This is a genomic window from Pseudomonas sp. CFBP13508 (genome assembly GCF_005233515.1).
Classification (GTDB): Bacteria; Pseudomonadota; Gammaproteobacteria; order Pseudomonadales; family Pseudomonadaceae; genus Aquipseudomonas; species Aquipseudomonas mercuritolerans.
The window spans coordinates 1-23182 of sequence record NZ_QFZZ01000004.1; the positions used below are offsets into that span (position 1 = coordinate 1).

General features: G+C 59.0%; 17 protein-coding genes. 10 read left to right on the plus strand and 7 right to left on the minus strand.

The annotated features are described in order from the left end of the window. Window positions 1-214 precede the first annotated feature (214 nt). A complete protein-coding gene (mrdA, locus tag PspCFBP13508_RS12155; RefSeq protein WP_137214623.1) occupies window positions 215-2107 on the plus strand; it encodes a penicillin-binding protein 2 in 1893 nt (630 codons plus the stop codon). 45 nt (window positions 2108-2152) lie between these two features. On the opposite strand, the gene PspCFBP13508_RS12160 is transcribed toward mrdA, so the two are convergent. Next, window positions 2153-2557 (minus strand): lysozyme inhibitor LprI family protein, encoded by a 405-nt coding sequence (locus tag PspCFBP13508_RS12160; protein WP_137214626.1) that lies wholly within the window; start codon window positions 2555-2557, stop codon window positions 2153-2155. Between the two features lie 40 nt (window positions 2558-2597). After that, window positions 2598-3512: an ADP-ribosylglycohydrolase family protein gene (locus PspCFBP13508_RS12165; protein WP_137214629.1), complete on the minus strand. Its 915-nt coding sequence runs from the start codon at window positions 3510-3512 to the stop codon at window positions 2598-2600. A gap of 176 nt (window positions 3513-3688) precedes the next feature. On the opposite strand from PspCFBP13508_RS12165, the gene PspCFBP13508_RS12170 reads away from it, so the two are divergent. Beyond that, window positions 3689-4177, plus strand: a complete 489-nt coding sequence (locus PspCFBP13508_RS12170; RefSeq protein WP_016775506.1) for an SRPBCC family protein — start codon at window positions 3689-3691, stop codon at window positions 4175-4177. Between the two features lie 315 nt (window positions 4178-4492). Here PspCFBP13508_RS12170 and acnA read toward each other — a convergent pair whose 3' ends face one another. Next, window positions 4493-7234 (minus strand): aconitate hydratase AcnA, encoded by a 2742-nt coding sequence (acnA, locus tag PspCFBP13508_RS12175; protein ID WP_137214631.1) that lies wholly within the window; start codon window positions 7232-7234, stop codon window positions 4493-4495. A 222-nt stretch (window positions 7235-7456) separates the two neighbouring features. On the opposite strand from acnA, the gene rlmM reads away from it, so the two are divergent. Then, entirely contained in the window at window positions 7457-8530 is a 1074-nt protein-coding gene (gene rlmM / locus PspCFBP13508_RS12180; RefSeq protein ID WP_137214633.1) for a 23S rRNA (cytidine(2498)-2'-O)-methyltransferase RlmM, read from the plus strand. Window positions 8531-8704: 174 nt separating this feature from the next. After that, window positions 8705-8941, plus strand: a complete 237-nt coding sequence (gene tusA, locus PspCFBP13508_RS12185) for a sulfurtransferase TusA (RefSeq protein ID WP_178084492.1) — start codon at window positions 8705-8707, stop codon at window positions 8939-8941. 48 nt (window positions 8942-8989) lie between these two features. Here tusA and PspCFBP13508_RS12190 read toward each other — a convergent pair whose 3' ends face one another. Continuing rightward, a complete protein-coding gene (locus tag PspCFBP13508_RS12190; RefSeq protein WP_137214637.1) occupies window positions 8990-10399 on the minus strand; it encodes an MATE family efflux transporter in 1410 nt (469 codons plus the stop codon). A gap of 160 nt (window positions 10400-10559) precedes the next feature. On the opposite strand from PspCFBP13508_RS12190, the gene pdxB reads away from it, so the two are divergent. Then, window positions 10560-11705, plus strand: coding sequence for a 4-phosphoerythronate dehydrogenase PdxB (gene pdxB, locus PspCFBP13508_RS12195; protein ID WP_137214639.1), 1146 nt, complete (start codon window positions 10560-10562; stop codon window positions 11703-11705). A 154-nt stretch (window positions 11706-11859) separates the two neighbouring features. Here pdxB and PspCFBP13508_RS12200 read toward each other — a convergent pair whose 3' ends face one another. Beyond that, on the minus strand, window positions 11860-12039 hold the full coding sequence (locus PspCFBP13508_RS12200; protein ID WP_130909900.1) for a PA1571 family protein: 180 nt from the start codon (window positions 12037-12039) through the stop codon (window positions 11860-11862). Between the two features lie 258 nt (window positions 12040-12297). Here PspCFBP13508_RS12200 and PspCFBP13508_RS12205 point away from each other — a divergent pair, with 258 nt between their 5' ends. Then, window positions 12298-14082 (plus strand): ABC transporter transmembrane domain-containing protein, encoded by a 1785-nt coding sequence (locus tag PspCFBP13508_RS12205; protein ID WP_161984079.1) that lies wholly within the window; start codon window positions 12298-12300, stop codon window positions 14080-14082. A 56-nt stretch (window positions 14083-14138) separates the two neighbouring features. Next, window positions 14139-15167: a Fic family protein gene (locus tag PspCFBP13508_RS12210; protein WP_137214987.1), complete on the plus strand. Its 1029-nt coding sequence runs from the start codon at window positions 14139-14141 to the stop codon at window positions 15165-15167. A 105-nt stretch (window positions 15168-15272) separates the two neighbouring features. Here the strand turns inward: PspCFBP13508_RS12210 and PspCFBP13508_RS12215 are convergent, their stop codons facing one another. Continuing rightward, window positions 15273-17201: a transglycosylase SLT domain-containing protein gene (locus tag PspCFBP13508_RS12215; RefSeq protein ID WP_130909899.1), complete on the minus strand. Its 1929-nt coding sequence runs from the start codon at window positions 17199-17201 to the stop codon at window positions 15273-15275. A 214-nt stretch (window positions 17202-17415) separates the two neighbouring features. Here PspCFBP13508_RS12215 and PspCFBP13508_RS12220 point away from each other — a divergent pair, with 214 nt between their 5' ends. Next, window positions 17416-19338 carry an ATP-binding cassette domain-containing protein gene (locus tag PspCFBP13508_RS12220; RefSeq protein WP_125918334.1) on the plus strand — a complete coding sequence of 641 codons (1923 nt, stop codon included), beginning with the start codon at window positions 17416-17418 and terminating at the stop codon, window positions 19336-19338. 192 nt (window positions 19339-19530) lie between these two features. Here PspCFBP13508_RS12220 and PspCFBP13508_RS12225 read toward each other — a convergent pair whose 3' ends face one another. Beyond that, window positions 19531-19968 (minus strand): universal stress protein, encoded by a 438-nt coding sequence (locus PspCFBP13508_RS12225; protein ID WP_137214641.1) that lies wholly within the window; start codon window positions 19966-19968, stop codon window positions 19531-19533. Window positions 19969-20071: 103 nt separating this feature from the next. Between PspCFBP13508_RS12225 and PspCFBP13508_RS12230 the strand changes: the two genes are divergently transcribed. Both PspCFBP13508_RS12230 and fadB read left to right on the plus strand, forming a co-directional pair. Beyond that, the gene (locus PspCFBP13508_RS12230) at window positions 20072-20509 is read left to right on the plus strand and encodes a hypothetical protein (protein ID WP_137214643.1); all 438 of its coding nucleotides are present in this window, start codon (window positions 20072-20074) and stop codon (window positions 20507-20509) included. Window positions 20510-21034: 525 nt separating this feature from the next. Next, window positions 21035-23182: a fatty acid oxidation complex subunit alpha FadB gene (fadB, locus tag PspCFBP13508_RS12235; RefSeq protein ID WP_137214645.1), complete on the plus strand. Its 2148-nt coding sequence runs from the start codon at window positions 21035-21037 to the stop codon at window positions 23180-23182.

The following is a 23182-nucleotide window of genomic DNA, read 5'->3' on the forward strand; positions in this document are numbered from 1 at the left end:
GTGAGAGTAGGTCATCGTCAAGATTAAATTCCGAAACCCCAATTGCGAAAGCAGTTGGGGTTTTGTTTTGCCTGCGGGAAAGTTTTCAGCCTGCCACCGGGGAAATTCATTCTGAAGTGGACGGCCAGTTTTGATATGGTGCAGCTCGTTTTTTAACGGACTGATGTCCTGCCCACGGATCGGCACTCATTTATGTCAAAGAGTTGCTGTAGAAATGCCTGAACCAATCCCGATCAAGGATCATGAAAAAGAGACGCGGCTGGTCAACAAGCGATTGATCGCCTGCGCTCTGTTTGTCTTCGCCATCAGCTGCGCTCTGGTGGTGCGCCTGTACATCCTTCAGGTCGTGGAATTCGACTACCACTCGACCATCTCCGAAAACAATCGCGTCCATGTCCTCCCGATACCGCCAACGCGTGGATTGATCTACGACCGCAACGGTGTGTTGCTCGCCGACAATCGCCCCAGCTACAACCTGACCATCACCCGTGAGCGTGCCACCGACGTCAATCAAGAATTGGACGAAGTCATCAACTTGCTGCACTTGCCTGCTGAAGACCGCACGGTATTCGACAAGGCGATGAAGCAATCCCGGCATCCGTTCACACCGGTCACCCTGTTTTATGAGCTGACGGAAGAGCAGATTGCCGTCCTGGCGGTTAACGAGTTTCGCTTGCCGGGCATTGATGTCGAGCCGCAGTTTGTCCGCCACTATCCCCTCGGCGCCCATTTCGCCCATTCGATCGGTTATGTCGGTCGGATCAATGAAAAAGAATCGAAAACTCTCGACTCCGTGGAATACCGAGGTACGCAGTCCATCGGTAAAACCGGTATCGAGCGTTTTTATGAAGCGCAGTTGCACGGCCATGTCGGTTACGAAGAAGTCGAAACCAATGCTCAAGGCCGAGTGCTGCGCGTACTCAGGCACACCGATCCGGTGCCTGGTAAAAACATCGTCCTCAGTCTCGATGTGAAGCTGCAGGAAGCCGCTGAAGCTGCTTTGGGCAACCGCCGTGGTTCCGTGGTTGCCCTTGATCCGTCCACTGGAGAAGTGCTGGCCATGGTCAGCAACCCGAGCTTCGATCCGAATCTTTTCGTCACCGGGATCAGTTCAAAGGAATATTCAGCGCTGCGCGATTCCATCGACCGTCCGCTGTTCAACCGCGTATTGCGCGGCCTTTATGCCCCAGGCTCGACGATCAAGCCCGAAGTCGCCATCGCGGGTCTGGACGCCGGCGTCGTGACCCCGCAGACCCGCGTATACGATCCCGGCTACTACCAATTACCGGACTTCGATCACAAGTATCGCAACTGGAACCACAGTGGTGATGGTTGGGTGGACATGGACGCGGCGATCATGCGCTCGAACGACACCTACTTCTATGATCTGGCGCACAAGCTTGGCATCGATCGTCTGCACGACTACATGGCGATGTTCGGCCTTGGTGAAAAAGTCTCGCTGGACATGTTTGAAGAGTCGCCCGGTCTGATGCCGTCGCAAGCGTGGAAACGCGCTACTCGGCGACAGGCCTGGTATCCCGGCGAGACGGTTATTCTGGGCATCGGCCAGGGCTACATGCAGGTCACACCACTGCAATTGGCCCAGGCCACTGCCCTCATCGCCAACAAGGGGATATGGAATCGACCGCACTTGGCCAAGTCGGTCGACGGCGTTGCGCCGGTTGACGAGCACCCGATGCCGAACATTCTGCTTAAAGATCCGCGCGATTGGGAGCAGGTCAATCACGGAATGCAGATGGTCATGCACGATGCTCGAGGCATCGCACGAGCGGCGGCTGCGGGGGCGCAATACCGCATCGCTGGCAAGAGTGGTACGGCGCAAGTGGTGGCGATCAAGCAGGGTGAGCGCTACAACCGTGAGAAAACCCTCGAGCGCCACCGTGACAACGCCCTGTTTGTAGGATTTGCACCGGCCGAGCATCCGAAGATCGCCATCTCGGTAATGATCGAAAACGGCGAGGCGGGTGGTCGTGTTGCCGGTCCAGTAGTGCGGCAGATCATGGACGCCTGGTTACTCGATCAGGATGGCCACCTCAAGCCGCAATACGCAGCGCCGAGCAAAGCACCGGGTGATCCGCACGTCTGAGGCATAACGGTTTCACAGCACAGGCTCCCGTAAGTGAGCCTGTGATTACGCACCAGGTACCGGGCAACTCATATCACCTTCCTCACATTTCAAATATTGCTTGAGCGACTCGACGCGCGTCTTGGTCATTCCCGTTAGGCACTCGCTGTAAATCAATGGATAAACGCTCCCGCCCGCCACCCCAGAAGCCGAAAACGTGCACTCGGCATCCCGAAAGCTGACCCACGCCCGCTGCGCGTTGACCAGCAGCTTCTTTCCGTCCGGGTTGTCCTTAAGGCGTCCGGTGATCTGCTGGTAGATCGTATTCAATTCCTTGTCCGCCGCTTTGAACGCTTGCCCAGCGCATTGATTCATCGTCGCCTGATCACTGGCGTTGGCGCAATCAACCGTGGCATGGGCGAAAGGGGCAAACAAAAAAGGCGCAAGGGCCAGAAGCAGACGCACTGACATAAGGTTCTCGCTGTATCGAGTGGAATGAGTGTAGCGATTGTTATGTACGTAGGCGGGAGGCCTCAAGCAAGCGATCCGCAGTGGCGGTGATTTCCTCGCCTTCATGCAACTGCTCCAGCCAGTGTTCGGGAATCGCCCGAGCGCCGTAGTAAGCACCTGCCAACTGACCGACGATAGCAGCCGTCGTAACCGCATCATCACCGAGATTGGCTGCTTTCAACACCGCTTCGGCGAATGTCTGCGTATGGTGAAAGCACCACAAAGCGGCTTCCAGCGATTGGACGCTATAGCCACTGCCTTTTATTTCAGTTTCCGCTTTATGGAGGTACTCACCCTGAGCAATCGCAATCACCTTGGGCTGGGAAAGCTGGAGCAGTGGCGACCGCCGAAGCTGTGTTTTCTCCGCACCCTCAAGCGCTCGTGCGATCAGGTCAGCCAGCAACTGACAGCACTCGATTGCCTCCGGCGCCGCATGGGTTGTGCGCGAACTGTCGGCGGCGTTGATCTGGATCTGTCCAGCGTCGGGAAAATAAAACAGCACGACAGGCGCCAATCGCATCAGCGACCCGTTACCAGCAGTCAATGGATCAGTCGACCCTGCGAAAGGCTCCCCGGTTCGCTGATACTGTTCCAGTGCATGGCTGACGGTCATGCCGATGTCGAAACATTCTCCGGTAGAGCTCAGGTATCCCCATTTCCACCAATTGAGATAGCGGCCCATCTGATCAGTCGCGTCGAAGCCGTTTTTACTCAGCAGGCTTTCGGCCAGGCACAGTGCCATTGAGGTGTCATCGGTCCATTGCCCAGGCTTGAGCTGGAACGGGCCGCCGCCAACCATATCGCTCAGCGGCTGGAATGATCCTCGCGGCTGGAACTCAACCGTTGTGCCGACCGCATCGCCGCAAGCCAGGCCGAGGAGGGCGCCGCGATACCGATCGGCAAGAGAGGGCTGCATGATTCGTCCTTGTTTCTGCGGATTCGCTGGAAAGATAACAGGTCAGGCGGCGCCGATCACAGAGCGCAAACTACCGCAGAATGTGTCCGCTCGAATGGGTGGCTGCAGCGCTTCGATACAACTTCGCATTGGACATGTGGTCATACAAGCCTAGTGTTCAGAACAGGAGGTGACGTATGAAACCAGTACCTAACAGTTTCGAACGCAAGATCACGCTCAAGGCGTCGCGTTCCCACGTCTGGCGTGCATTGGTCGATGCAGAGGCGTTTGGCCAGTGGTTCGGCGTGGCGCTCGAGGGACGGCGTTTCATTGCCGGCGAGTGGACGCAGGGCCAGGTCACGTACCCCGGTTATGAACACGTATTGTGGAATGTGCTGATCGAGCGGGTCGAGCCGCAGCAATTGTTTTCTTTCCGCTGGCACCCGTACGCGGTCAACCCGAAGATCGACTACTCGCAGGAGCCGACCACGCTGGTCAAGTTCGAATTGCAGGACTTCGAAGACGGCACTCTACTCAAGGTCTCGGAATCCGGCTTCGCGCACATCCCTGATATCCGCCAGAAAGAGGCGTATTACATGGACAGCCGCGGCTGGGAGGAGCAGTTGAGCAGGCTTGAACAGTTTCTCGCCGAAAGCGCCAGGGCTCGTGAAAGCGGCGGCGCCTGACACGTCTAAGGGTTTTCGGAAGTGTTTGTATGGCGAATGTCTTACACGCGTTGGTAGCTTTTACGACTATTGCTGATTGGATCCACTGGGTAATCTACACACATCAACTGAGACACAGGGAGTGTTTCAGGATCATGGATGATCGACCATTTGCAAGGATCGCTGCCGACAGGGAGTCGATAATGGTCTTGGGAAAAACCCGCTTCGGCGGGTTTTTTTTCGTCTGTACGTAGGAGCTGCCGAAGGCTGCGATCTTTTGATCTTGCTCTTGAAAACCCAAGTCAAAGAGATCGCAGCCTGCGCGAACGTGTCCCGTTACGAAGCAATCAACTGCCGCAACACATAATGCAGAATCCCCCCGGATTTGAAGTACTCGACCTCATTCAGCGTATCAATCCGGCACAAGACTTCGATTCTTTCCTGACGCCCATCCTCGCGAGTGATAACCAGCGGCAGGTTCATCCGTGGCCTCAGCTCGACGCCGGTCAATCCCAGAATCTCGAACGTCTCTTTGCCGGTCAGATTGAGGCTCTTGCGGTTTTGATCAAGCTTGAACTGCAACGGCAGCACACCCATGCCGACCAGATTCGAGCGGTGAATACGTTCGAAACTCTCCGCAATCACGGCTTTGACGCCCAGCAGATTGGTGCCTTTCGCCGCCCAGTCACGGCTCGACCCGGTGCCGTACTCCTGACCGGCAATCACCACCAGCGGCGTGTCCGACGCCTGATATTTCATCGCTGCATCGTAGATGGCCATTTTTTCCCCGGTGGGGATGTAAATGGTGTTGCCGCCTTCCTCGCCGCCAAGCATTTCGTTGCGAATACGGATGTTGGCAAACGTGCCGCGCATCATCACTTCATGATTGCCACGACGGGAACCGTAAGAGTTGAAATCGCGCGGTTCGACGCCTTTTTCCTGCAGATACCGCCCGGCCGGGCTGTCGATCTTGATGTTGCCGGCGGGGGAGATATGGTCGGTGGTCACTGAATCGCCGAGTAAGGCCAAAACCCGCGCGCCTTTGACGTCTTTGACTTCCGGCAGAGGGCCGGAAATGTCGTCGAAGAAAGGTGGATGCTGAATGTAGGTCGAATCGTCCTGCCACACGTAAGTCGCCGCTTGCGGCACCTCGATGGCTTGCCATTGTTCATCACCGGCAAACACTTCGGCGTATTCCTTATGGAACATCGCCGTGTTGACCTGATTCACCGCCTCGGCGATTTCCCGGCTGCTTGGCCAGATATCGCGCAGATACACCGGATTGCCCTGTTGATCCTCACCCAGCGGTTCGCTGCTGATATCGGTGCGCACGCTGCCAGCCAGTGCGTAGGCGACGACCAGCGGAGGCGAGGCCAGCCAGTTGGTTTTCACCAGTGGGTGTACGCGACCTTCGAAGTTGCGGTTGCCGGACAGGACCGACGCGACGGTCAGATCGGCTTTCTGAATGGCTTTCTCGATCGGCTCCGGCAGTGGCCCGGAGTTGCCGATGCAGGTGGTGCAACCGTAGCCGACCAACGAAAACCCGAGCTGATCAAGGTACTGAGTCAGCCCGGCAGCCTTGTAGTAGTCGGTGACCACTTTCGAGCCGGGGGCGAGTGAGCTTTTCACCCAAGGCTTGCGTGTCAGGCCTTTTTCGACGGCTTTTTTCGCCAGTAGTCCAGCGGCCATCATCACGCTCGGGTTGGAAGTGTTGGTGCAGGAAGTGATCGCGGCGATGACCACGGCACCGTTTTTCAGGCGATAGGTCTTGCCCTCGTATTCGTAGTCCGCTTCACCGACCAGATCGGCGTTGCCGACCGCCACGCCGCCACCGCCCTCGCTTTCCAGGCGTCCTTCTTCCTTGCTGGTGGGTTTGAACTGCAGGTCGATGAAATCACTGAAGGCCTGCGCGACGTTCGGCAGAGAGACGCGATCCTGCGGGCGTTTCGGACCGGCCAGACTGGCTTCGACGCTGCCCATGTCCAGCGCCAGGCTGTCGGTGAACACCGGCTCCTGACCCGGCAGACGCCACAGGCCTTGAGCTTTGGTGTAGGCCTCGACCAGTTTCACCACTTCCGGCGGCCGGCCGGACAAGCGCAGGTATTCCAGGGTGACATCGTCGACCGGGAAGAAACCGCACGTCGCACCGTATTCCGGAGCCATGTTGGCGATGGTCGCGCGGTCGGCCAACGGCAGGTCGGCGAGACCGTCGCCATAGAATTCGACGAATTTGCCGACCACGCCTTTCTTGCGCAGCATCTGCGTCACGGTCAGCACCAGATCGGTAGCGGTAATGCCTTCCTTGAGCTTGCCGGTGAGTTTGAAGCCGATCACTTCTGGAATCAGCATCGACACCGGTTGCCCGAGCATCGCCGCTTCCGCTTCGATCCCGCCCACGCCCCAGCCGAGTACGCCGAGGCCGTTGATCATGGTGGTGTGGGAGTCGGTGCCGACCAGTGTGTCGGGGAAGGCGTAGGTGCGGCCATCCTCGTCTTTGGTCCAAACGGTGCGGCCGAGGTACTCAAGGTTGACCTGGTGGCAGATGCCGGTACCCGGCGGGACCACGCTGAAGTTATCGAACGCACTCTGGCCCCAGCGCAGGAAGGCATAGCGCTCGCCGTTGCGTTGCATTTCAATGTCGACGTTCTGTTCGAAGGCACTGGCGCTGGCAAACTTGTCGACCATTACCGAGTGGTCGATCACCAGATCCACCGGCGACAATGGATTGATTCGTTGCGGGTCGCCACCGGCCTTGGCCATCGCCGCACGCATGGCGGCGAGGTCGACCACGGCGGGGACGCCGGTAAAATCCTGCATCAATACACGAGCAGGGCGGTACTGGATTTCGCGATCGGAGCGGCGCTCCTTAAGCCAGGCGGCAATGGCCTTGAGGTCAGCGCCGGTGACGGTTTTTTCGTCTTCCCAGCGCAGCAGATTTTCCAGCAGGACCTTCAATGACATCGGCAGCTTGTCGAGATCGCCCAGGCTTTTGGCGGCTTCCGGCAGGCTGAAATAGTGGTAGGTCGTGGCGTCGATTTGTAGGGTTTTCAGTGACTTCAGACTATCGAGGGACGGCATTACGATCACTCCTTTGAGTCCGCACGGCTACGGACTGAGGGGACGGGCAGAGCATTAAACCTAGCCCTGTTTTGAGTAGCTGGCTAATAACTGGACTCTATGGACGGAACCAAGGTTCCGACTTCAGCTATCATGCGCCGGTTTTCGTGACAGGCATTGCGGCAACGCAAGGCTTGAGCATCGCGCAGCGGCCGAATGATCGACCGCTGCCCAGGAGTAAAAATGAACACCCTATTCATGCATTGCCGGCCCGGCTTCGAAGGCGAAGTCTGTTCGGAGATTTCCGATCTCGCCGCCCGTCTCAATGTGGCCGGTTACGCCAAAGCCAAAACAGCCGCGGCCTGCGCCGAGTTTGTCTGCACCGAAGCGGACGGTGCCGAACGTCTGATGCGCGGTCAGCGTTTCGCCGAATTGATCTTCCCCCGGCAGTGGGCGCGGGGCTTTTTCATCGATCTGCCGGAAAACGATCGCATCAGCGTAATCCTCGCGCACATGGCCGATTTCCCGGTGTTTGGCAGTCTGTGGCTGGAAGTGGTCGATACCAATGACGGCAAGGAACTGTCGAACTTTTGCAAAAAGTTCGAAGGCCCGCTGCGCAAGGCGCTGACCGCCGCTGACAAACTGGTGGAAGACGCCAGCAAGCCGCGTTTGTTGCTGACCTTCAAAAGCGGACGCGAAGTGTTCCTCGGCATGGCCGATGCCGGCAATTCGGCAATGTGGCCGATGGGCATTCCACGCCTGAAGTTTCCTCGCGAGGCGCCCAGCCGTTCGACCTTGAAGCTGGAGGAGGCGTGGCACCACTTCATTCCGCGTGACCAGTGGGAAGACCGTCTGCACAGCGACATGACCGGCGTCGACCTCGGCGCCGCGCCGGGCGGCTGGACCTGGCAACTGGTCAACCGTGGCATGCTGGTGACGGCGATCGACAACGGCCCGATGGCTGAAAGCCTGATGGAAACCGGACTGGTCCAGCATCTGATGGCGGACGGTTTTACCTTCAAGCCGAAGCAGCCGGTGGACTGGATGGTTTGCGACATCGTCGAGAAACCGGCGCGTAACGCGGCGATGCTGGAAGAGTGGATCGGCGAAGGACATTGCCGCGAAGCAGTGGTCAACCTGAAGCTGCCAATGAAGCAGCGTTATGCCGAAGTGAAACGTCTGCTCGAGCGCATTGCCGATGGTTTCAAGGCACGTGGGATCAAGGTTGATATCGGCTGCAAGCAGCTATATCACGACCGCGAGGAAGTGACTTGCCATCTGCGCCGGCACGACACCAGGAAAACCAAATCGCGCTGACACAACACTGAGCGTGTGGGAGCGAGCCTGCTCGCGAAAGCGGTGGGGCAGCCAGCGATGTGTTGACTGACGGATTGCCTTCGCGAGCAGGCTCGCTCCCACATGGGTTGGACGATATCCCAAGCAATGCGCGACAATGCCGGCCAGTTTCTGGAGTGAACCATGAGTGAAATGATCGATACCGCGGTCGACGGCACCCTCGACGCCACCGGCCTGAATTGCCCGGAACCGGTGATGATGTTGCACCAGCACATTCGCGATCTGGTACCCGGCGGCCTGCTCAAGGTGATCGCCACCGATCCCTCGACCAAGCGCGATATCCCCAAGTTCTGCGTGTTTCTTGACCATGAGCTAGTCAGCCAGCACGAAGAGGCCGGCACCTATCTGTACTGGATTCGCAAGAAGTCCTGAATCAGGGCAAAAAAAGACCTGCAAAAGCAGGTCTTTTTTTATGGGTGTTCAACCCGCCGAACGACTGATCCGAATCCGCTTGCGCGCGCTGCGTGTCAGCCGGATCGACAGCATCAGCGCAGCGCAGCTCAAACCGACAATCAGACCCTGCCACAAACCGCTCGGGCCACGTGGCTCGCCGAGCCAGTCGGTCAGCCCCAACGCGTAACCCACCGGCAAACCAATCCCCCAGTAGGCGAACAGAGTCAGGATCATCGTCACCCGAGTGTCCTGATAGCCACGCAGTGCGCCGGCGGCAGTCACCTGGATCGCATCGGAAAACTGGAACAGCGCCGAGTAGACAATCAGCATCGCGGCAATGTGAATCACCGTTGGATCAGCGGTATAGATCGCCGCAATCGGCTCGCGCAGCGCCAGCATCAGGCTCGCCGACAGGCAGGCGTAGGCCAGCGCCGTGCCCATGCCGACTCCAGCGGCAAAACGTGCCTCTCGCGGTTCCTCGCGGCCCAGCGCCTGGCCGACACGCACGGTGACCGCCATGCCCAGCGAATAGGGAATCATGAACACCAGGGAGCTGACGTTCAGCGCGATCTGATGCCCGGCCACCACCGTCGCGCCGAGGCTGCCGATCAGCAGGGCGATCACGGCGAAGATGCTCGACTCGGCAAACACCGCGATGCCGATTGGCAAACCGATCGACAGCAGACGCTTGATCACCGCCCACTGCGGCCAGTCGAAGCGGCTGAACAATTCGCTCGAGCGATAGGCCGGCGCCCAGCGTTCGTAACCGGCCAGGCCCAGCGCCATCACCCACATTACGATCGCCGTGGCCCAGCCGCAGCCGACGCCGCCCATCGCAGGCACGCCGAAGTGGCCATAGATGAAGATGTAGTTCAGCGGAATGTTCAGCGCCAGACCGCACAGGCCCAACACCATGGCCGGGCGGGTGCGGCCGATGCCGTCACTGGTGCAACGCAATACGTGATAGAAGGCCACCGCTGGCAAGCCGCTGGCGATGCCGTGCAGATATTGCATGCACGGGCCGATCAACTCGGGATCGACCTTCATCAGGTGCAGCACAGGCTCGGCGGCGACCAGCATCGAGGTGGCGATCAATCCGACTACCAGTGCCAGCCACAACGCCTGACGCACGATCGGGCCGATCTCGCTGTGCTTGCCGGCGCCGAAACGCTGGGCGACTTTTGGTGTGGTGGCCAACAGGGTGCCGGTCATCAACAGAAACACCGGCACCCAGATCGAGTTGCCCAGCGCCACCGCCGCCAGATCCTTGGGCCCGACGCGCCCGGCCATCACCGCATCGACGAAGCCCATGGCCGTGGTCGCCAGTTGCGCGATGATGATCGGCAGGGCGAGGGCGAGCAGGTTTTTCAACTCCAGGCGAATCCGCGCAAGGCGGCTCAGCGAGACGGCGACAGGTTGGTCAGTTACAGGGTTCACAGGCAAAGCGTCCAGAAAGTATTGATGCGCAGAGCGGCGCATTCTACGCCGCTGACGCCTCGGTCAGGAAAAATCCTCTGTTGCGCATTTGTAAGCGCAAACCCTGCTGGCTGATCGACGCGTCAGCACCTAAACTGCCGATCCGCCCAAGGAGCCCGCCATGCTGATTGTTGCCGACGAAAATATCCCGCTGCTCGATGCCTTTTTTGCCGGTTTCGGTGACATCCGCCGAGTGCCGGGCCGCTCCATTGACCGCGCGACGGTCGAGCAGGCCGATGTGTTGCTGGTGCGTTCGGTGACCAACGTCAATCGTGCGCTGCTTGAAGGCAGTAAGGTGCGCTTTGTCGGCACTTGCACCATCGGCACCGATCATCTGGATCTTGATTACTTCACCGAGGCCGGGATCTGCTGGTCGAGCGCGCCGGGTTGCAATGCCCGTGGCGTGGTCGATTACGTACTGGGCAGTCTGATGACACTGGCCGAAATCGAAGGCGTTGATCTGACTCAGCGCACATACGGCGTCGTCGGCGCCGGTGAAGTGGGGGGGCGCTTGATCAAGGTCCTGAAGGGCCTGGGTTGGAACGTCAAGGTTTGCGACCCGCCACGTCAGGCTGCCGAGGGCGGCGATTATGTCAGCCTTGAGCAGATCATCGAACAGTGCGACGTGATCAGCCTGCATACGCCTTTGACCCGCAGCGGCGACTCTGCAACCTGGCACCTGTTCGATCAACAGCGTTTGCAGCAACTCAAGCAGGGTGCATGGTTGATCAACGCGGCGCGCGGCCCTGTGGTGGATAACGTTGCGCTACGTGAGGTGCTGCTGGAGCGCGAGGACCTGCAAGCGGTGCTCGACGTCTGGGAGAAGGAGCCGGAAGTCGACCCTGCGCTGGCCGAGCTCTGCTTATTGGCCACGCCACATATTGCCGGTTACAGCCTCGACGGCAAGCAACGCGGGACCGCGCAAATCTATCAAGCCTACTGCGCTTTCAGCGGCCAACCTGCAGTTATCCAGTTGAGTGATCTGTTGCCAGCGGCATGGTTGTCGGAGGTATCCCTGCACTGTGACAGCGACCCGGCGTGGGCGCTGGCGATGTTGTGCCGGGGCGTGTACGACCCGCGCCGCGATGATGCGGATTTCCGCCGCAGTCTAGTGGGAAATGTCGCTGAGCAGCGTGCGGCGTTTGACGCGTTGCGCAAGCAGTATCCGGTGCGACGCGAGATCGAAGGGCTGAAGGTGCGAATCGAAGGTGATGCGCCGGGGTTGCGGCAGATTGTTGAGGCGCTGGGGGCAACCCGTGTCCTGTAGGAGCTGTCGAGTGAAACGAGGCTGCGATCTCTTGATCTTGCTTTTTGGAGATCAAAAGATCGCAGCCTTCGGCAGCTCCTACACGATTCGCAGCTAAATTACAGATATAAAAAACCCGGCCAATCAGGGCCGGGTCAGGAAGGCGTTGGCTGCATCACTCTTGTTCGACAGGCTTGACCAATCGCTTCTCCAGTTCGCGGCAAGCGTCCTGGATCATGTCTTCAGTGATCGGTACTTCGCGGCCCTGCTCATCGATAATCGAGCAACCCAGAGACTGGTCGGGTTTGGTGCGGATCACTTCAATCTTGTCTTCGCTGCTGTGTTGCAAGGACATGGCCTGTCTCCTCATCAGGTTGTGTGCCTAAGTTAAAACCGCCACGTGACCAGGCTGTGACAACTCCCTGCGGTCTGTCGGCGGGCGGCATCTCTACTCAAACAGAAATGACCGCTCGTCTCAACCGCAACCTTAGACCAATCGTTTCTAGCATCCGGACATCCCGGGCATATTTAACCTGACTCATTGTGATTTACAGAGTTCCACCCCATCTGAGTCTGTAGGCTGGCCCGATCCATCTGCACAGACGTGAACTCCATGATCTCCATGCTTTCTTCCCGGCACCGGCGCGCCCTGCGCCTGACCAGTCATTTTCTCCTGCCGTACCGCTGGCATGCCTTCGGCGCTCTACTCGCGCTGATCGTCACCGCCGGCATTACCCTGTCGATGGGGCAGGGCATCAAGTTGTTGGTAGACCAGGGTTTCATGACCCGTTCGCCGCATCTGCTCAATCAGTCGATCGGCATTTTCATGCTGTTGGTGCTCGGGTTGGCGCTGGGCACCTTTGCCCGTTTCTATCTGGTGTCGTGGATAGGCGAGCGCGTGGTCGCCGACATTCGCCGTCAGGTGTTCAATCACTTGGTGTATCTGCATCCGGGCTTTTATGAGGACAACCGCAGCTCGGAAATCCAGTCGCGCCTGACCGCTGACACCACGCTGCTGCAGTCGGTGATCGGCTCGTCACTCTCGCTGTTCCTGCGCAATCTGCTGATGGTGATCGGCGGTGTGGTGCTGCTGTTCGTTACCAATCCGAAGTTGACCAGCATTGTCGTGATTGCACTGCCGCTGGTGATCGCGCCGATCCTGATTTTCGGCCGCCGCGTGCGCAATCTGTCGCGCCAGAGCCAGGATCGCATCGCCGATATCGGCAGTTACGTGTCGGAAACCCTCGGCCAGATCAAAACCGTGCAGGCCTACAACCACCAGGTGCAGGACGAGCAGCGTTTCGCATCGACCGTCGAGCAGGCGTTCGAAACCGCGCGCAAACGGATCTTCCAGCGGGCGTGGCTGATCACGCTGGTGATCGTGCTGGTGCTTGGCGCGGTGGCGGTGATGTTGTGGGTCGGCGGCATGGACGTTATGGCCGGGCGTATCTCGGCCGGGGAATTGGCGGCATTCGTTTTCTACAGCCTGATTGTCGGCAGTGCGTTCGGTACGCTGAGCGAAGTGATCGGAGAGCTGCAACGCGCTGCGGGTGCTGCTGAACGCATCGCGGAATTGCTGCGCTCGGAAAACATCATCCAGCCACCGTCGACCGGACTGGTCACTTTGCCAGCGCGAGTCAAAGGAGAACTTGAACTGCGCGACGTGCGTTTTTCCTACCCGTCGCGTCCGCAAAGCTACGCAGTTGATGGCTTGAGTCTGACGGTGAGGGCGGGCGAAACCCTGGCGTTGGTGGGGCCGTCGGGCGCTGGCAAGTCCACGGTCTACGACTTGTTACTGCGCTTCTACGATCCATGCGAGGGGCAGATTCTCCTCGATGGCGTGCCGCTGACCAGCCTTGACCCGCTGGATCTGCGCCGCTGTTTCGCCCTGGTCTCGCAAACCCCTGCATTGTTCTTCGGCAGTGTGGAGGACAACATCCGCTACGGCTGCCCGACGGCCACGCTTGAACAGGTCAAGGAAGCTGCGCGAATTGCCCACGCCCACGACTTCATCGAACAAATGCTGGACGGCTATCAGACTCATCTCGGCGACGGCGGCCTCGGGTTGTCCGGCGGTCAGCGCCAACGTCTGGCCATCGCCCGCGCCTTGCTGGTAGACGCGCCGATCCTGCTCTTGGACGAAGCCACCAGTGCCCTCGACGCCCAGAGCGAGCATCTGATCCAGCAAGCCCTGCCAACGCTGATGGAAAACCGCACCACGTTGGTCATCGCGCACCGACTGGCCACGGTGAAGAACGCTGATCGGATTGCAGTGATGGATCAAGGCAAGCTGGTAGCGGTGGGGACACATCAGCAATTGATCGCCAGCAATCCGCTGTACGCACGGCTGGCGGCGTTGCAGTTTAATGATGGTTATGAGGCGACTAAACAGAACTGATGCATGGCGCCAACATCGGGCATCATTACGAACTGCATGATTTCCAGGATGAGGATATGAGTCGTTATCAGCCGCCGCTGACCCTGACTGCACGAATGATTACGCTGATCGCCGAAATCAGCGAACAGATAGGTCAACTCCTGGCTGTGGACGATAGTAGGCAGACGCCTCAGCTGCGTCGAAGCAATCGAATCCGTACGATTCAGGCTTCGCTGGCTATCGAAAACAATACATTGAGTGTTGAACAGGTCACTGCGGTCATTGCCGGGCGGCGTGTCTTGGGGCTGCCCAAAGAGATACAGGAAGTTCATAACGCTTTCGAGGCTTATGAGTCGATGGCCGCTTGGGATCCGGCCAGCAAGGCTGATCTTTTGCGGGCCCACGAGCTATTGATGAAAGGTTTGATCGAGGATTGCGGGCAACTGCGCCGTACGGGCGTTGGCATCTATCGAGGCGATCAGTTGGTGCATATGGCGCCGCCGCCGAGTCGGATTGCGCATTTGATCGATGACCTCTTGGCATGGCTTGGCTCATCCGATTGGCATCCGCTGATCATCAGCTGTGTCTTCCATTACGAATTCGAGTTCATTCATCCTTTCGCGGATGGAAATGGGAGGATGGGGCGTCTCTGGCAAACGCTGATTCTAAGTCAGTGGCGACCGGTGCTTGCCTACTTGCCAGTTGAGGCGGTTATCCGGGATCAGCAGGATGCCTATTACGCTGCGCTCTCGACAGCGGACCGGATGGCAGAATCGACGCCGTTTGTTGAATACATGCTTCAGGCGTTGAGTCTTGCACTGCGCGAGGCCGTTGAAAGTGAGCAAGCGGCCGACCCAGTAACCGACCCAGTAACCGACCCAGTAAGGAAGCTGTTGCAAACGTTGGATAACCGGGCGCTGAAAACCAGCGAGTTAATGGGCGAGTTGGGCCTTAGACATAAAGCGACATTCAGGTCCAACTACCTTAAACCCGCGCTGGCAGCGGGATTTGTACAAATGACGGACCCTCAGAGTCCGAACAGTCCTGTTCAGAAATACCTGCTCACCGAGGCAGGCAAGCTCAAGGTCGCGCAGGAGAAGAGATAGATCTGCTGCACTTAAAAAATGCCCGCATTCCAGTGCGGGCATTTTTGTTAAGCCAGATCAAAAGATCGCAGCCTTCGGCAGCTCCTACGTAACCGGCATTACCGGTTACTGATCATCAAAATATCGCTCATGCCAATCCACCAGCGGCTGCGGCGAGTTGAGCTTCTGGCCGTAGATTACCGAGTACGACAGCACGTTCTGCACGTATTGCCGGGTTTCGTCGAAGGGGATGCTTTCCACCCAGACGTCGAAACTCAGGTGATCAGCGCCGCGCAGCCACTGGCGCACGCGGCCGGGGCCGGCGTTGTAGGCGGCGGAGGCGAGCACGCGGTTGCCGTTGAACTGGCTGTGTACCTGGCTGAGGTAAGCGGCGCCGAGCTGGATGTTCTTGTCCGGATCGAGTACTTGCTGGGGCGAGGCCAGTGGGATGCTGAACTTGCGCGCGGTTTCCTTGGCCGTGCCGGGCATCAATTGCATCAGACCGCTGGCGCCGACGCCGGAGCGGGCGTCGTCCATGAAGGCGCTTTCCTGCCGGGTGATGGCGAACACCCAGCTCGAATGCAGGCCGCGAACCTTGGCTTCACGCACGAGGGTATCGCGGTGCGCCATCGGGAAGCGGATGTCCAGATCGTCCCAGTACTGCGCCTGACTGATCGTGCGGATTGCCGGGAAGTACCACTTCAGGTCGTAGGCCAGTTTGGCCTGGGCGACCATTTCATCGCGGTTGAAATGCCGGCTGACGTGATACCACTCGCGGCGCCCGTCGACGATCTGCCCGCGTGCATGGAACTCCAGCGCGCGGCGAACCCCGGGGGTATTTCGCACTTTGTTGATCAGCGCCTGGCTGAGCACCAGCGGTTTGTTGTTCAGCGAGTAAGGCGATTGTGAACGGTCTGCGGCGAGGAAGCCGTAGAAGTCGCGTTCCCGCGCCAGATTCTTGTACAAGGTCAGCGCTTGCGGGTTTTGTGGCTCGGCCAGTTCCAGGCTGCGCGCCTGCCAGTAGCGCCAACGGTTGGTGGTGGCCAGGTCTTGCGGCAGACGTTTGGTCAGCTCATAGGCATCATTCCAGCGAGCCAGACGCAAGAGCAGGCGCAGGCGCCATTCCGAGACGGTGTTGTCGCGCAGCTCCGGATCGTATTTGGTCATGACGTCCAGCGCGCGGCTGTCGAAGCGGCGCGCCAGGGTCAGGCCGATCTCGCGGGCGATCGCGACTTTTTCATCGCGTGAGAAATGCATGCTGCTGGCGTAACCGTCGAGCAGGGCCATGGCCTTGTCCGGGTCCTGTCGAGCAAGGCGGCGCAGGCCGAGGCTGACGACGTCGGACATCGGCTCGTCGGCCGGGGTGAAGCGCGACGGCTGATTGAGCAGTTCGGGTTTCTGCGCCACGTCGACCAGCAAGCGACCGCGCGGGGCGAGGGTGGTCAGGCCGTTGATCAGGCTGTTGGCCAGCGGATAGTTGCGCGCCTGCGCGGCAAGTTTGGTGCGCTCCCAGCGTTTCTGCTCGGTGAGCTGGCCATCGGCGGCCCAGATGCCGAACAACGCGTCACACGCAGCCGGTTGCGATTTGCCGGTCAGCCAGAGTTTTTCCGCGTTGGCATAGCCTTCGGCTTTCTTGTCGTGGCTGATCTGGTACTGCGCGTTGAGGCAGTCGAGTTCGGTGAAATTCAGCTTTGGATCGTAATACTTGACGAACGTCGCCCAGTCGCCGCGATCGGCCAGCCAGCGCAGCCAGCGCAGCTTCATCCAGTTGGCTTGCGGCAGGTCACCGTGTTCGGCGAGGAATTTCTCGATTTCCGCGTTGCTCGCGGTCTTCAGACGCGCGGTCAGTTCGTCGTAGGCCAGATACGGTTCCAGCGGATAATCGGCCAGCGCCTGGCTGTAACGGAAATACGGGCCGGTATCACCCTTGGCCAAGGCGCGCTTGGCTTCATCGTAATACTGGCGTTGGGTGGACAAGTCCACCGCCTGGACGGATTGAGCGGCAGCGGCGGTAAGAAACAAGCAGGACAAAACACTGAAAAGGCGACTGCGCATGAGACATCCGGGCAGAGAAATCATGACAAGTGCAGACCGAAATCCGCACTGAATTGCCTGTAGCTTAGCCTTTTGCCAGCAAGCGGCGAAAGCTTTGCGCGCCTCGCTGCACAAGTTCGCAACAAATGTTGTGCAGAGTGCTTCGACAGACAAATTGCCGGCCTGCTGACGCCTCAAGTCAGGTAGAATGCGCGCCCGGTTTTTGGAGAAGCTCATGACCCTGCTCAAATTCAGCGATGTGTCCCTTGCGTTCGGCGCTATGCCGTTGTTGGACAAGGTGTCCTGGCAGATCGCCCGTGGTGAGCGGGTGTGCATCATCGGCCGCAATGGCACTGGCAAGTCCAGCATGATGAAACTGGTCAAGGGCGACCAGAAGCCCGATGACGGCTCGGTGTGGCGTGCCCCCGGTCTGAAAATCGGCGAACTGCCGCAAGAATTGCCAGTGGCCGACGACCGGACGGTATTCGACGTGGTCGCTGAAGGCCTCGACGGTGTAGGCGCCTTGCTCGCCGAATACCATCACCTGAGCCAGAACATCGTCACCGACGCCGATCTGGACAAGCTGATGCACGTCCAGCACGACCTTGAAGCCCGTGACGGCTGGCGCTTGCAGACGCTGGTCGACAGCACCCTGAGCCGCCTGCAACTGCCGGCCGACAAGACCCTCGCCGAGCTGTCCGGCGGCTGGCGTCGCCGCGTGCTGCTGGCGCAGGCGCTGGTCTCCGAACCGGACCTGCTGCTGCTCGACGAACCGACCAACCACCTGGACATCGGTGCGATTGCCTGGCTCGAAGAGGCGCTGAAAGATTTCCAGGGCGCCGTGCTGTTCATCACGCACGACCGTTCCTTCCTGCAAAACCTCGCCACGCGCATTCTCGAACTGGATCGCGGCGGCCTGATTGACTGGAACGGCGACTACGCCAGTTTCCTCGTGCACAAAGAAGCTGCGCTGGCTGCTGAAGAAACCGCCAACGCGCTGTTCGACAAGCGACTTGCTCAGGAAGAAGTGTGGATCCGTCAGGGTATCAAGGCCCGGCGTACCCGTAACGAAGGTCGCGTGCGCGCGCTGAAAGCCCTGCGCGTTGAGCGCAGTGAGCGTCGCGAGCGTACCGGCAAGGCCAACATCCAGCTGGAAACCGCGGACAAGTCCGGCAAACAGGTGATGGTCCTCGAGAACGTGAGCTTCGCGCATCCGGGCGGGCCGTTCCTGATCAAGGATTTCTCCATGGTCCTGCAGCGCGGCGACCGTATCGGTCTGCTCGGCGCCAACGGTACCGGCAAGACCACCCTGTTGAAACTGATGCTCAGCGGTCTGCAACCGACCAGCGGTAAAGTGGAAGAGGGCACACGCATCGACGTGGCGTACTTCGACCAGTTGCGCCATCAGCTGGATCTGGAAAAAACCGTGATCGACAACGTCGCCGAAGGTCGCGACTTTATCGATATCGACGGTCAGAGCCGCCATGTGCTGAGCTATCTCGGTGATTTCCTGTTCAGCCCGCAGCGTGCGCGTACGCCGGTCAAGGCGTTGTCCGGTGGCGAGCGTGCGCGTCTGTTGCTGGCGAAGCTGTTCAGTAAACCGGCGAACCTGCTGGTACTCGACGAACCGACCAACGACCTCGATGTGGAAACCCTCGAGCTGCTCGAAGAAGTGCTGCTGACTTTCAACGGCACCGTGTTGATGGTCAGCCACGACCGGGCATTCCTCGATAACGTGGTGACCAGCACCCTGGTCTTCGAAGGCGAAGGCAAGGTTCGTGAATATGTCGGCGGCTATCAGGACTGGATCCGTCAGGGCGGCTCGCCGCGTCTGTTGGGTGTGACTGAAAGCAAGTCGGGCAAGGCTGACCTGAATTCGGCGGTGGTTACCGCTGAGCCGGCTCCGGTGGCTGCGCTTGCCGCTGCTGCTCCGGTTGCCAAGAAGAAACTCAGCTACAAGCTGCAGCGTGAGCTGGAAGCCTTGCCGGGCGACATCGACGCCAAGGAGCAGCAGATCGCCGCGGTTGAAGCGGAAATGGCTGAAGCCGGTTTTTACCAGCGTCCGCCGGCGGAAACGGCCAAAGTGATTGCTTCGCTGGAGCAATTGCAGGCCGAGCTGGATGCGTTGGTGGAGCGTTGGGCCGAGCTGGATGCCTGAATGCTCCTGATGTGAAAAAGCCCGGCGCTCAGTGATGAGCGCCGGGCTTTTCATATGTAACGCGATCTACAGGCTGGAACAGGTCACCTGTGGGAGCGAGCCTGCTCGCGAAAGCGGTGTGTCAGGCAGCACTGATGTTGTATGTGCTGACGTATTCGCGAGCAGGCTCGCTCCCACAAAGAGCAAGACAAGTCAGCGTTTGACCAGGTGCACCGCCAGTACGTCGCAAGGCGCGCCGTGCAGTACGTCATTCGCGGTCGAGCCGAGCAACAGTGCCAGGCCATGACGACCATGACTGCCAACCACGATCAGATCGCAAGTCTGTTCCTTGGCAAAATGATGGATCTCCTGGCGGGGCTGGCCGTAGGTCAGATGGCAATTGGCGCCTCCGAGCTCGGGATATTTCATTTTCAGTTTTTCAAGGCGTTCCTTGGCCTGATCGAACTGTTGTTGTTGCAGTTGTGACAGGTCCATTGGCACGTCGCCACCGAAGGCCATGGCCATAGGTTCAACGATATGCACCAGCGACAACTTGGCACCGTTGCTCACCGACAGCTCGCGGGCGCGGTGGATCACAGGGTCGCACTCTTCGGTCAGATCTACGGCGACCAGTATGTGGTGGTAGGGCATGAGGTGCTCCTCCTGAGGGTTCGATATTGGTAAGTATGGCTGGTTTCAAGCGCATTGGTTCGCTAGTGACACAATGGGCTCATCAAAAATCGGGAGTACAGATATGACGGTCTGGCTGGTGGTGTCAATCCTGCTGGTAGTTTTAAGTCCGCTGGCATGGTTGCGCCCATCGCGCACGCAGAGCGGGCGCATGGCCCTGCGCATGGAGGCGCGACGCATCGGCCTGGCCATGCAACTGGCGCCGCAGGAGTGGCCGCACTGGCTGCTGCCGGAGCCGCCGAATCCCTGCGCCCAGTACCACCGGCCCCGGCGGGGCAGTCAACCGGCGTGCTGGACCTATTGGCAGAAAACCCCGGGCGTGTGGGTCAATCAATGGCAAGAAGTCTGCGATGACCGGAGGCTGCTCGATTATTTCGAAAAATTGCCGGGCAATGTTTTCAAGATCGAAGCGGACAAGCAGATGATCGCCTTGTACTGGGGCGAGAAGGGCGAGGCGACGGTTTTGCAGGATATCGATGCGACGCTGAAAGCGCTGGCGTGATGCGCGGACTTTTCTCACTGCAACGGTGGGGAACGTCCGGCAGACGCGCAATAAAAAGCCCGACATGATTCGTCGGGCGGGTTGGCCAGGCAGGCCGGTAATCTCTTATGCGGCAGGCGCTGTGATCGCCCCGGCAAATTTCCTTGCAGCCTCCCCAGCGTAGCCTTCTGTACAGGGCTCGGCGGAAATTAGGGCGATTTTTCTAACTATTGATTCTATGAATGGCTCAACATCGAGACGGGTGTTGCTGCTCATCATGGTGCAGAAATGACTGCAAAGTCGCATTTCAGCCCGAATTTAGGGCGATTGACAATTGTCAGAAATTCCGTGAAGGTGACGTACCCGAATCAAACGGGCGTATGAATTGAGCGTTTGTCTTACAGACTGCTCCTACAGAATCCCGACTATCGCGTTGGCGGGTGTGCCAGGCAGACGGTGTCAGTATCGACGAGCAAAGCGTCCTTCTGAGCCATAACCCTGCGTCCGACGTGTACTGTTCAGCTTCCATATCGTGGAGATCAGTTGATGATTTACGAAGGTAAAGCCATCACGGTTAAAGCTCTTGAAAGTGGCATCGTCGAATTGAAATTCGACCTCAAGGGTGAGTCCGTCAACAAGTTCAACCGTCTAACCCTGAACGAACTGCGTCAGGCCGTAGACACCATCAAGGCAGATGCTTCGATCAAGGGCGTGATCGTCAGCAGCGGCAAGGACGTATTCATCGTCGGCGCCGACATCACCGAATTTGTCGACAACTTCAAGCTGCCGGATGCCGAGCTGGTTGCAGGCAATCTCGAAGCCAACAAGATCTTCAGCGATTTCGAAGACCTCAACGTGCCAACCGTCGCGGCCATCAACGGCATCGCTCTCGGTGGCGGTCTGGAAATGTGCCTGGCCGCTGACTATCGCGTCATGTCCACCAAGGCCAAGATCGGTCTGCCGGAAGTCAAACTGGGCATCTACCCAGGCTTCGGCGGTACCGTACGTCTGACACGCCTGATCGGTGTCGACAACGCCATCGAGTGGATTGCCGCTGGCAAGGAAAACCGCCCTGAAGACGCCCTGAAAGTCAGCGCCGTCGACGCCGTAGTCGCCCCTGAAAAATTGCAGGAAGCTGCCCTCGAGCTGATCAAGCGCGCCATCTCCGGCGAGTTCGATTACAAGGCCAAGCGTCAGCCGAAACTTGAAAAACTCAAGTTGAACGCCATTGAGCAAATGATGGCTTTCGAAACCGCCAAAGGTTTCGTGGCTGGCCAGGCCGGCCCGAACTACCCGGCGCCGGTTGAAGCGATCAAGACCATCCAGAAAGCCGCGAACTTTGGTCGCGACAAAGCGCTGGAAGTGGAAGCTGCAGGCTTCGTCAAACTGGCCAAGACTTCTGCCGCACAGAGCCTGATCGGCCTGTTCCTGAACGATCAGGAGCTGAAGAAAAAGGCCAAGGCCTATGACGAAATCGCCAAAGATGTGAAGCAGGCTGCCGTACTGGGCGCCGGCATCATGGGTGGCGGTATCGCCTATCAGTCGGCTTCCAAAGGCACGCCGATCCTGATGAAGGACATCAACGAGCACGGTATCGAGCAGGGTCTGGCCGAAGCCGCCAAGCTGCTGGTTGGCCGCGTTGACAAGGGTCGCATGACCGCTGCGAAGATGGCTGAAGTGCTCAACGGCATTCGTCCGACCCTGTCCTACGGCGACTTCGGTCACGTCGATCTGGTTGTCGAAGCTGTGGTCGAGAACCCGAAGGTCAAGCAAGCGGTACTGGCTGAAGTCGAAGACAAGGTCAAAGAGGACACCATCCTCGCGTCCAACACCTCGACCATTTCCATCAGCCTGCTGGCCAAGGCCCTCAAACGTCCGGAAAACTTCGTCGGCATGCACTTCTTCAACCCGGTGCACATGATGCCGCTGGTGGAAGTCATCCGGGGCGAGAAGTCCAGCGAACTGGCCATCGCCACCACCGTTGCCTACGCGAAGAAAATGGGCAAGAACCCGATCGTGGTCAATGACTGCCCGGGCTTCTTGGTCAACCGCGTGCTGTTCCCGTACTTCGGCGGTTTCGCCAAGCTGGTCAGCTCCGGTGTCGACTTCGTGCGTATCGACAAGGTCATGGAAAAATTCGGCTGGCCGATGGGCCCGGCATACCTGATGGACGTAGTTGGCATCGACACCGGTCACCACGGTCGTGACGTGATGGCTGAAGGTTTCCCGGACCGCATGAAGGATGACCGTCGCTCGGCCATCGACGTGCTGTACGAAGCCAAGCGCCTGGGCCAGAAGAACGGCAAGGGCTTCTACGCCTACGAGGCCGACAAGAAAGGCAAGCAGAAGAAAGTCGCCGATCCGTCGGTACTCGAAGTGCTCAAGCCGATCGTTTACGAGCAGCGCGAAGTCACTGACGAAGACATCATCAACTGGATGATGATCCCGCTGTGCCTGGAAACCGTGCGTTGCCTGGAAGACGGCATCGTTGAAACCGCCGCCGAAGCCGACATGGGTCTGGTTTACGGTATCGGTTTCCCTCCATTCCGTGGCGGTGCGCTGCGCTACATCGATTCGATCGGTGTCGCCGAGTTCGTTGCCCTGGCTGACCAGTACGCTGATTTGGGCGCGCTGTACCACCCGACCGCGAAGCTGCGCGAAATGGCCAAAAACGGCCAGAGCTTCTTCGGTTAA

What these genes read in the sequence shown, in the direction of transcription:
- mrdA (WP_137214623.1), top strand. Translation starts at nt 215, where the DNA reads ATGCCTGAACCAATCCCGATCAAGGATCATGAAAAAGAGACGCGGCTG.
- PspCFBP13508_RS12160 (WP_137214626.1), bottom strand. Translation starts at nt 2,557, where the DNA reads ATGTCAGTGCGTCTGCTTCTGGCCCTTGCGCCTTTTTTGTTTGCCCCT.
- PspCFBP13508_RS12165 (WP_137214629.1), bottom strand. Translation starts at nt 3,512, where the DNA reads ATGCAGCCCTCTCTTGCCGATCGGTATCGCGGCGCCCTCCTCGGCCTG.
- PspCFBP13508_RS12170 (WP_016775506.1), top strand. Translation starts at nt 3,689, where the DNA reads ATGAAACCAGTACCTAACAGTTTCGAACGCAAGATCACGCTCAAGGCG.
- acnA (WP_137214631.1), bottom strand. Translation starts at nt 7,234, where the DNA reads ATGCCGTCCCTCGATAGTCTGAAGTCACTGAAAACCCTACAAATCGAC.
- rlmM (WP_137214633.1), top strand. Translation starts at nt 7,457, where the DNA reads ATGAACACCCTATTCATGCATTGCCGGCCCGGCTTCGAAGGCGAAGTC.
- pdxB (WP_137214639.1), top strand. Translation starts at nt 10,560, where the DNA reads ATGCTGATTGTTGCCGACGAAAATATCCCGCTGCTCGATGCCTTTTTT.
- PspCFBP13508_RS12200 (WP_130909900.1), bottom strand. Translation starts at nt 12,039, where the DNA reads ATGTCCTTGCAACACAGCAGCGAAGACAAGATTGAAGTGATCCGCACC.
- PspCFBP13508_RS12205 (WP_161984079.1), top strand. Translation starts at nt 12,298, where the DNA reads ATGATCTCCATGCTTTCTTCCCGGCACCGGCGCGCCCTGCGCCTGACC.
- PspCFBP13508_RS12210 (WP_137214987.1), top strand. Translation starts at nt 14,139, where the DNA reads ATGAGTCGTTATCAGCCGCCGCTGACCCTGACTGCACGAATGATTACG.
- PspCFBP13508_RS12215 (WP_130909899.1), bottom strand. Translation starts at nt 17,201, where the DNA reads ATGCGCAGTCGCCTTTTCAGTGTTTTGTCCTGCTTGTTTCTTACCGCC.
- PspCFBP13508_RS12220 (WP_125918334.1), top strand. Translation starts at nt 17,416, where the DNA reads ATGACCCTGCTCAAATTCAGCGATGTGTCCCTTGCGTTCGGCGCTATG.
- PspCFBP13508_RS12225 (WP_137214641.1), bottom strand. Translation starts at nt 19,968, where the DNA reads ATGCCCTACCACCACATACTGGTCGCCGTAGATCTGACCGAAGAGTGC.
- PspCFBP13508_RS12230 (WP_137214643.1), top strand. Translation starts at nt 20,072, where the DNA reads ATGACGGTCTGGCTGGTGGTGTCAATCCTGCTGGTAGTTTTAAGTCCG.
- fadB (WP_137214645.1), top strand. Translation starts at nt 21,035, where the DNA reads ATGATTTACGAAGGTAAAGCCATCACGGTTAAAGCTCTTGAAAGTGGC.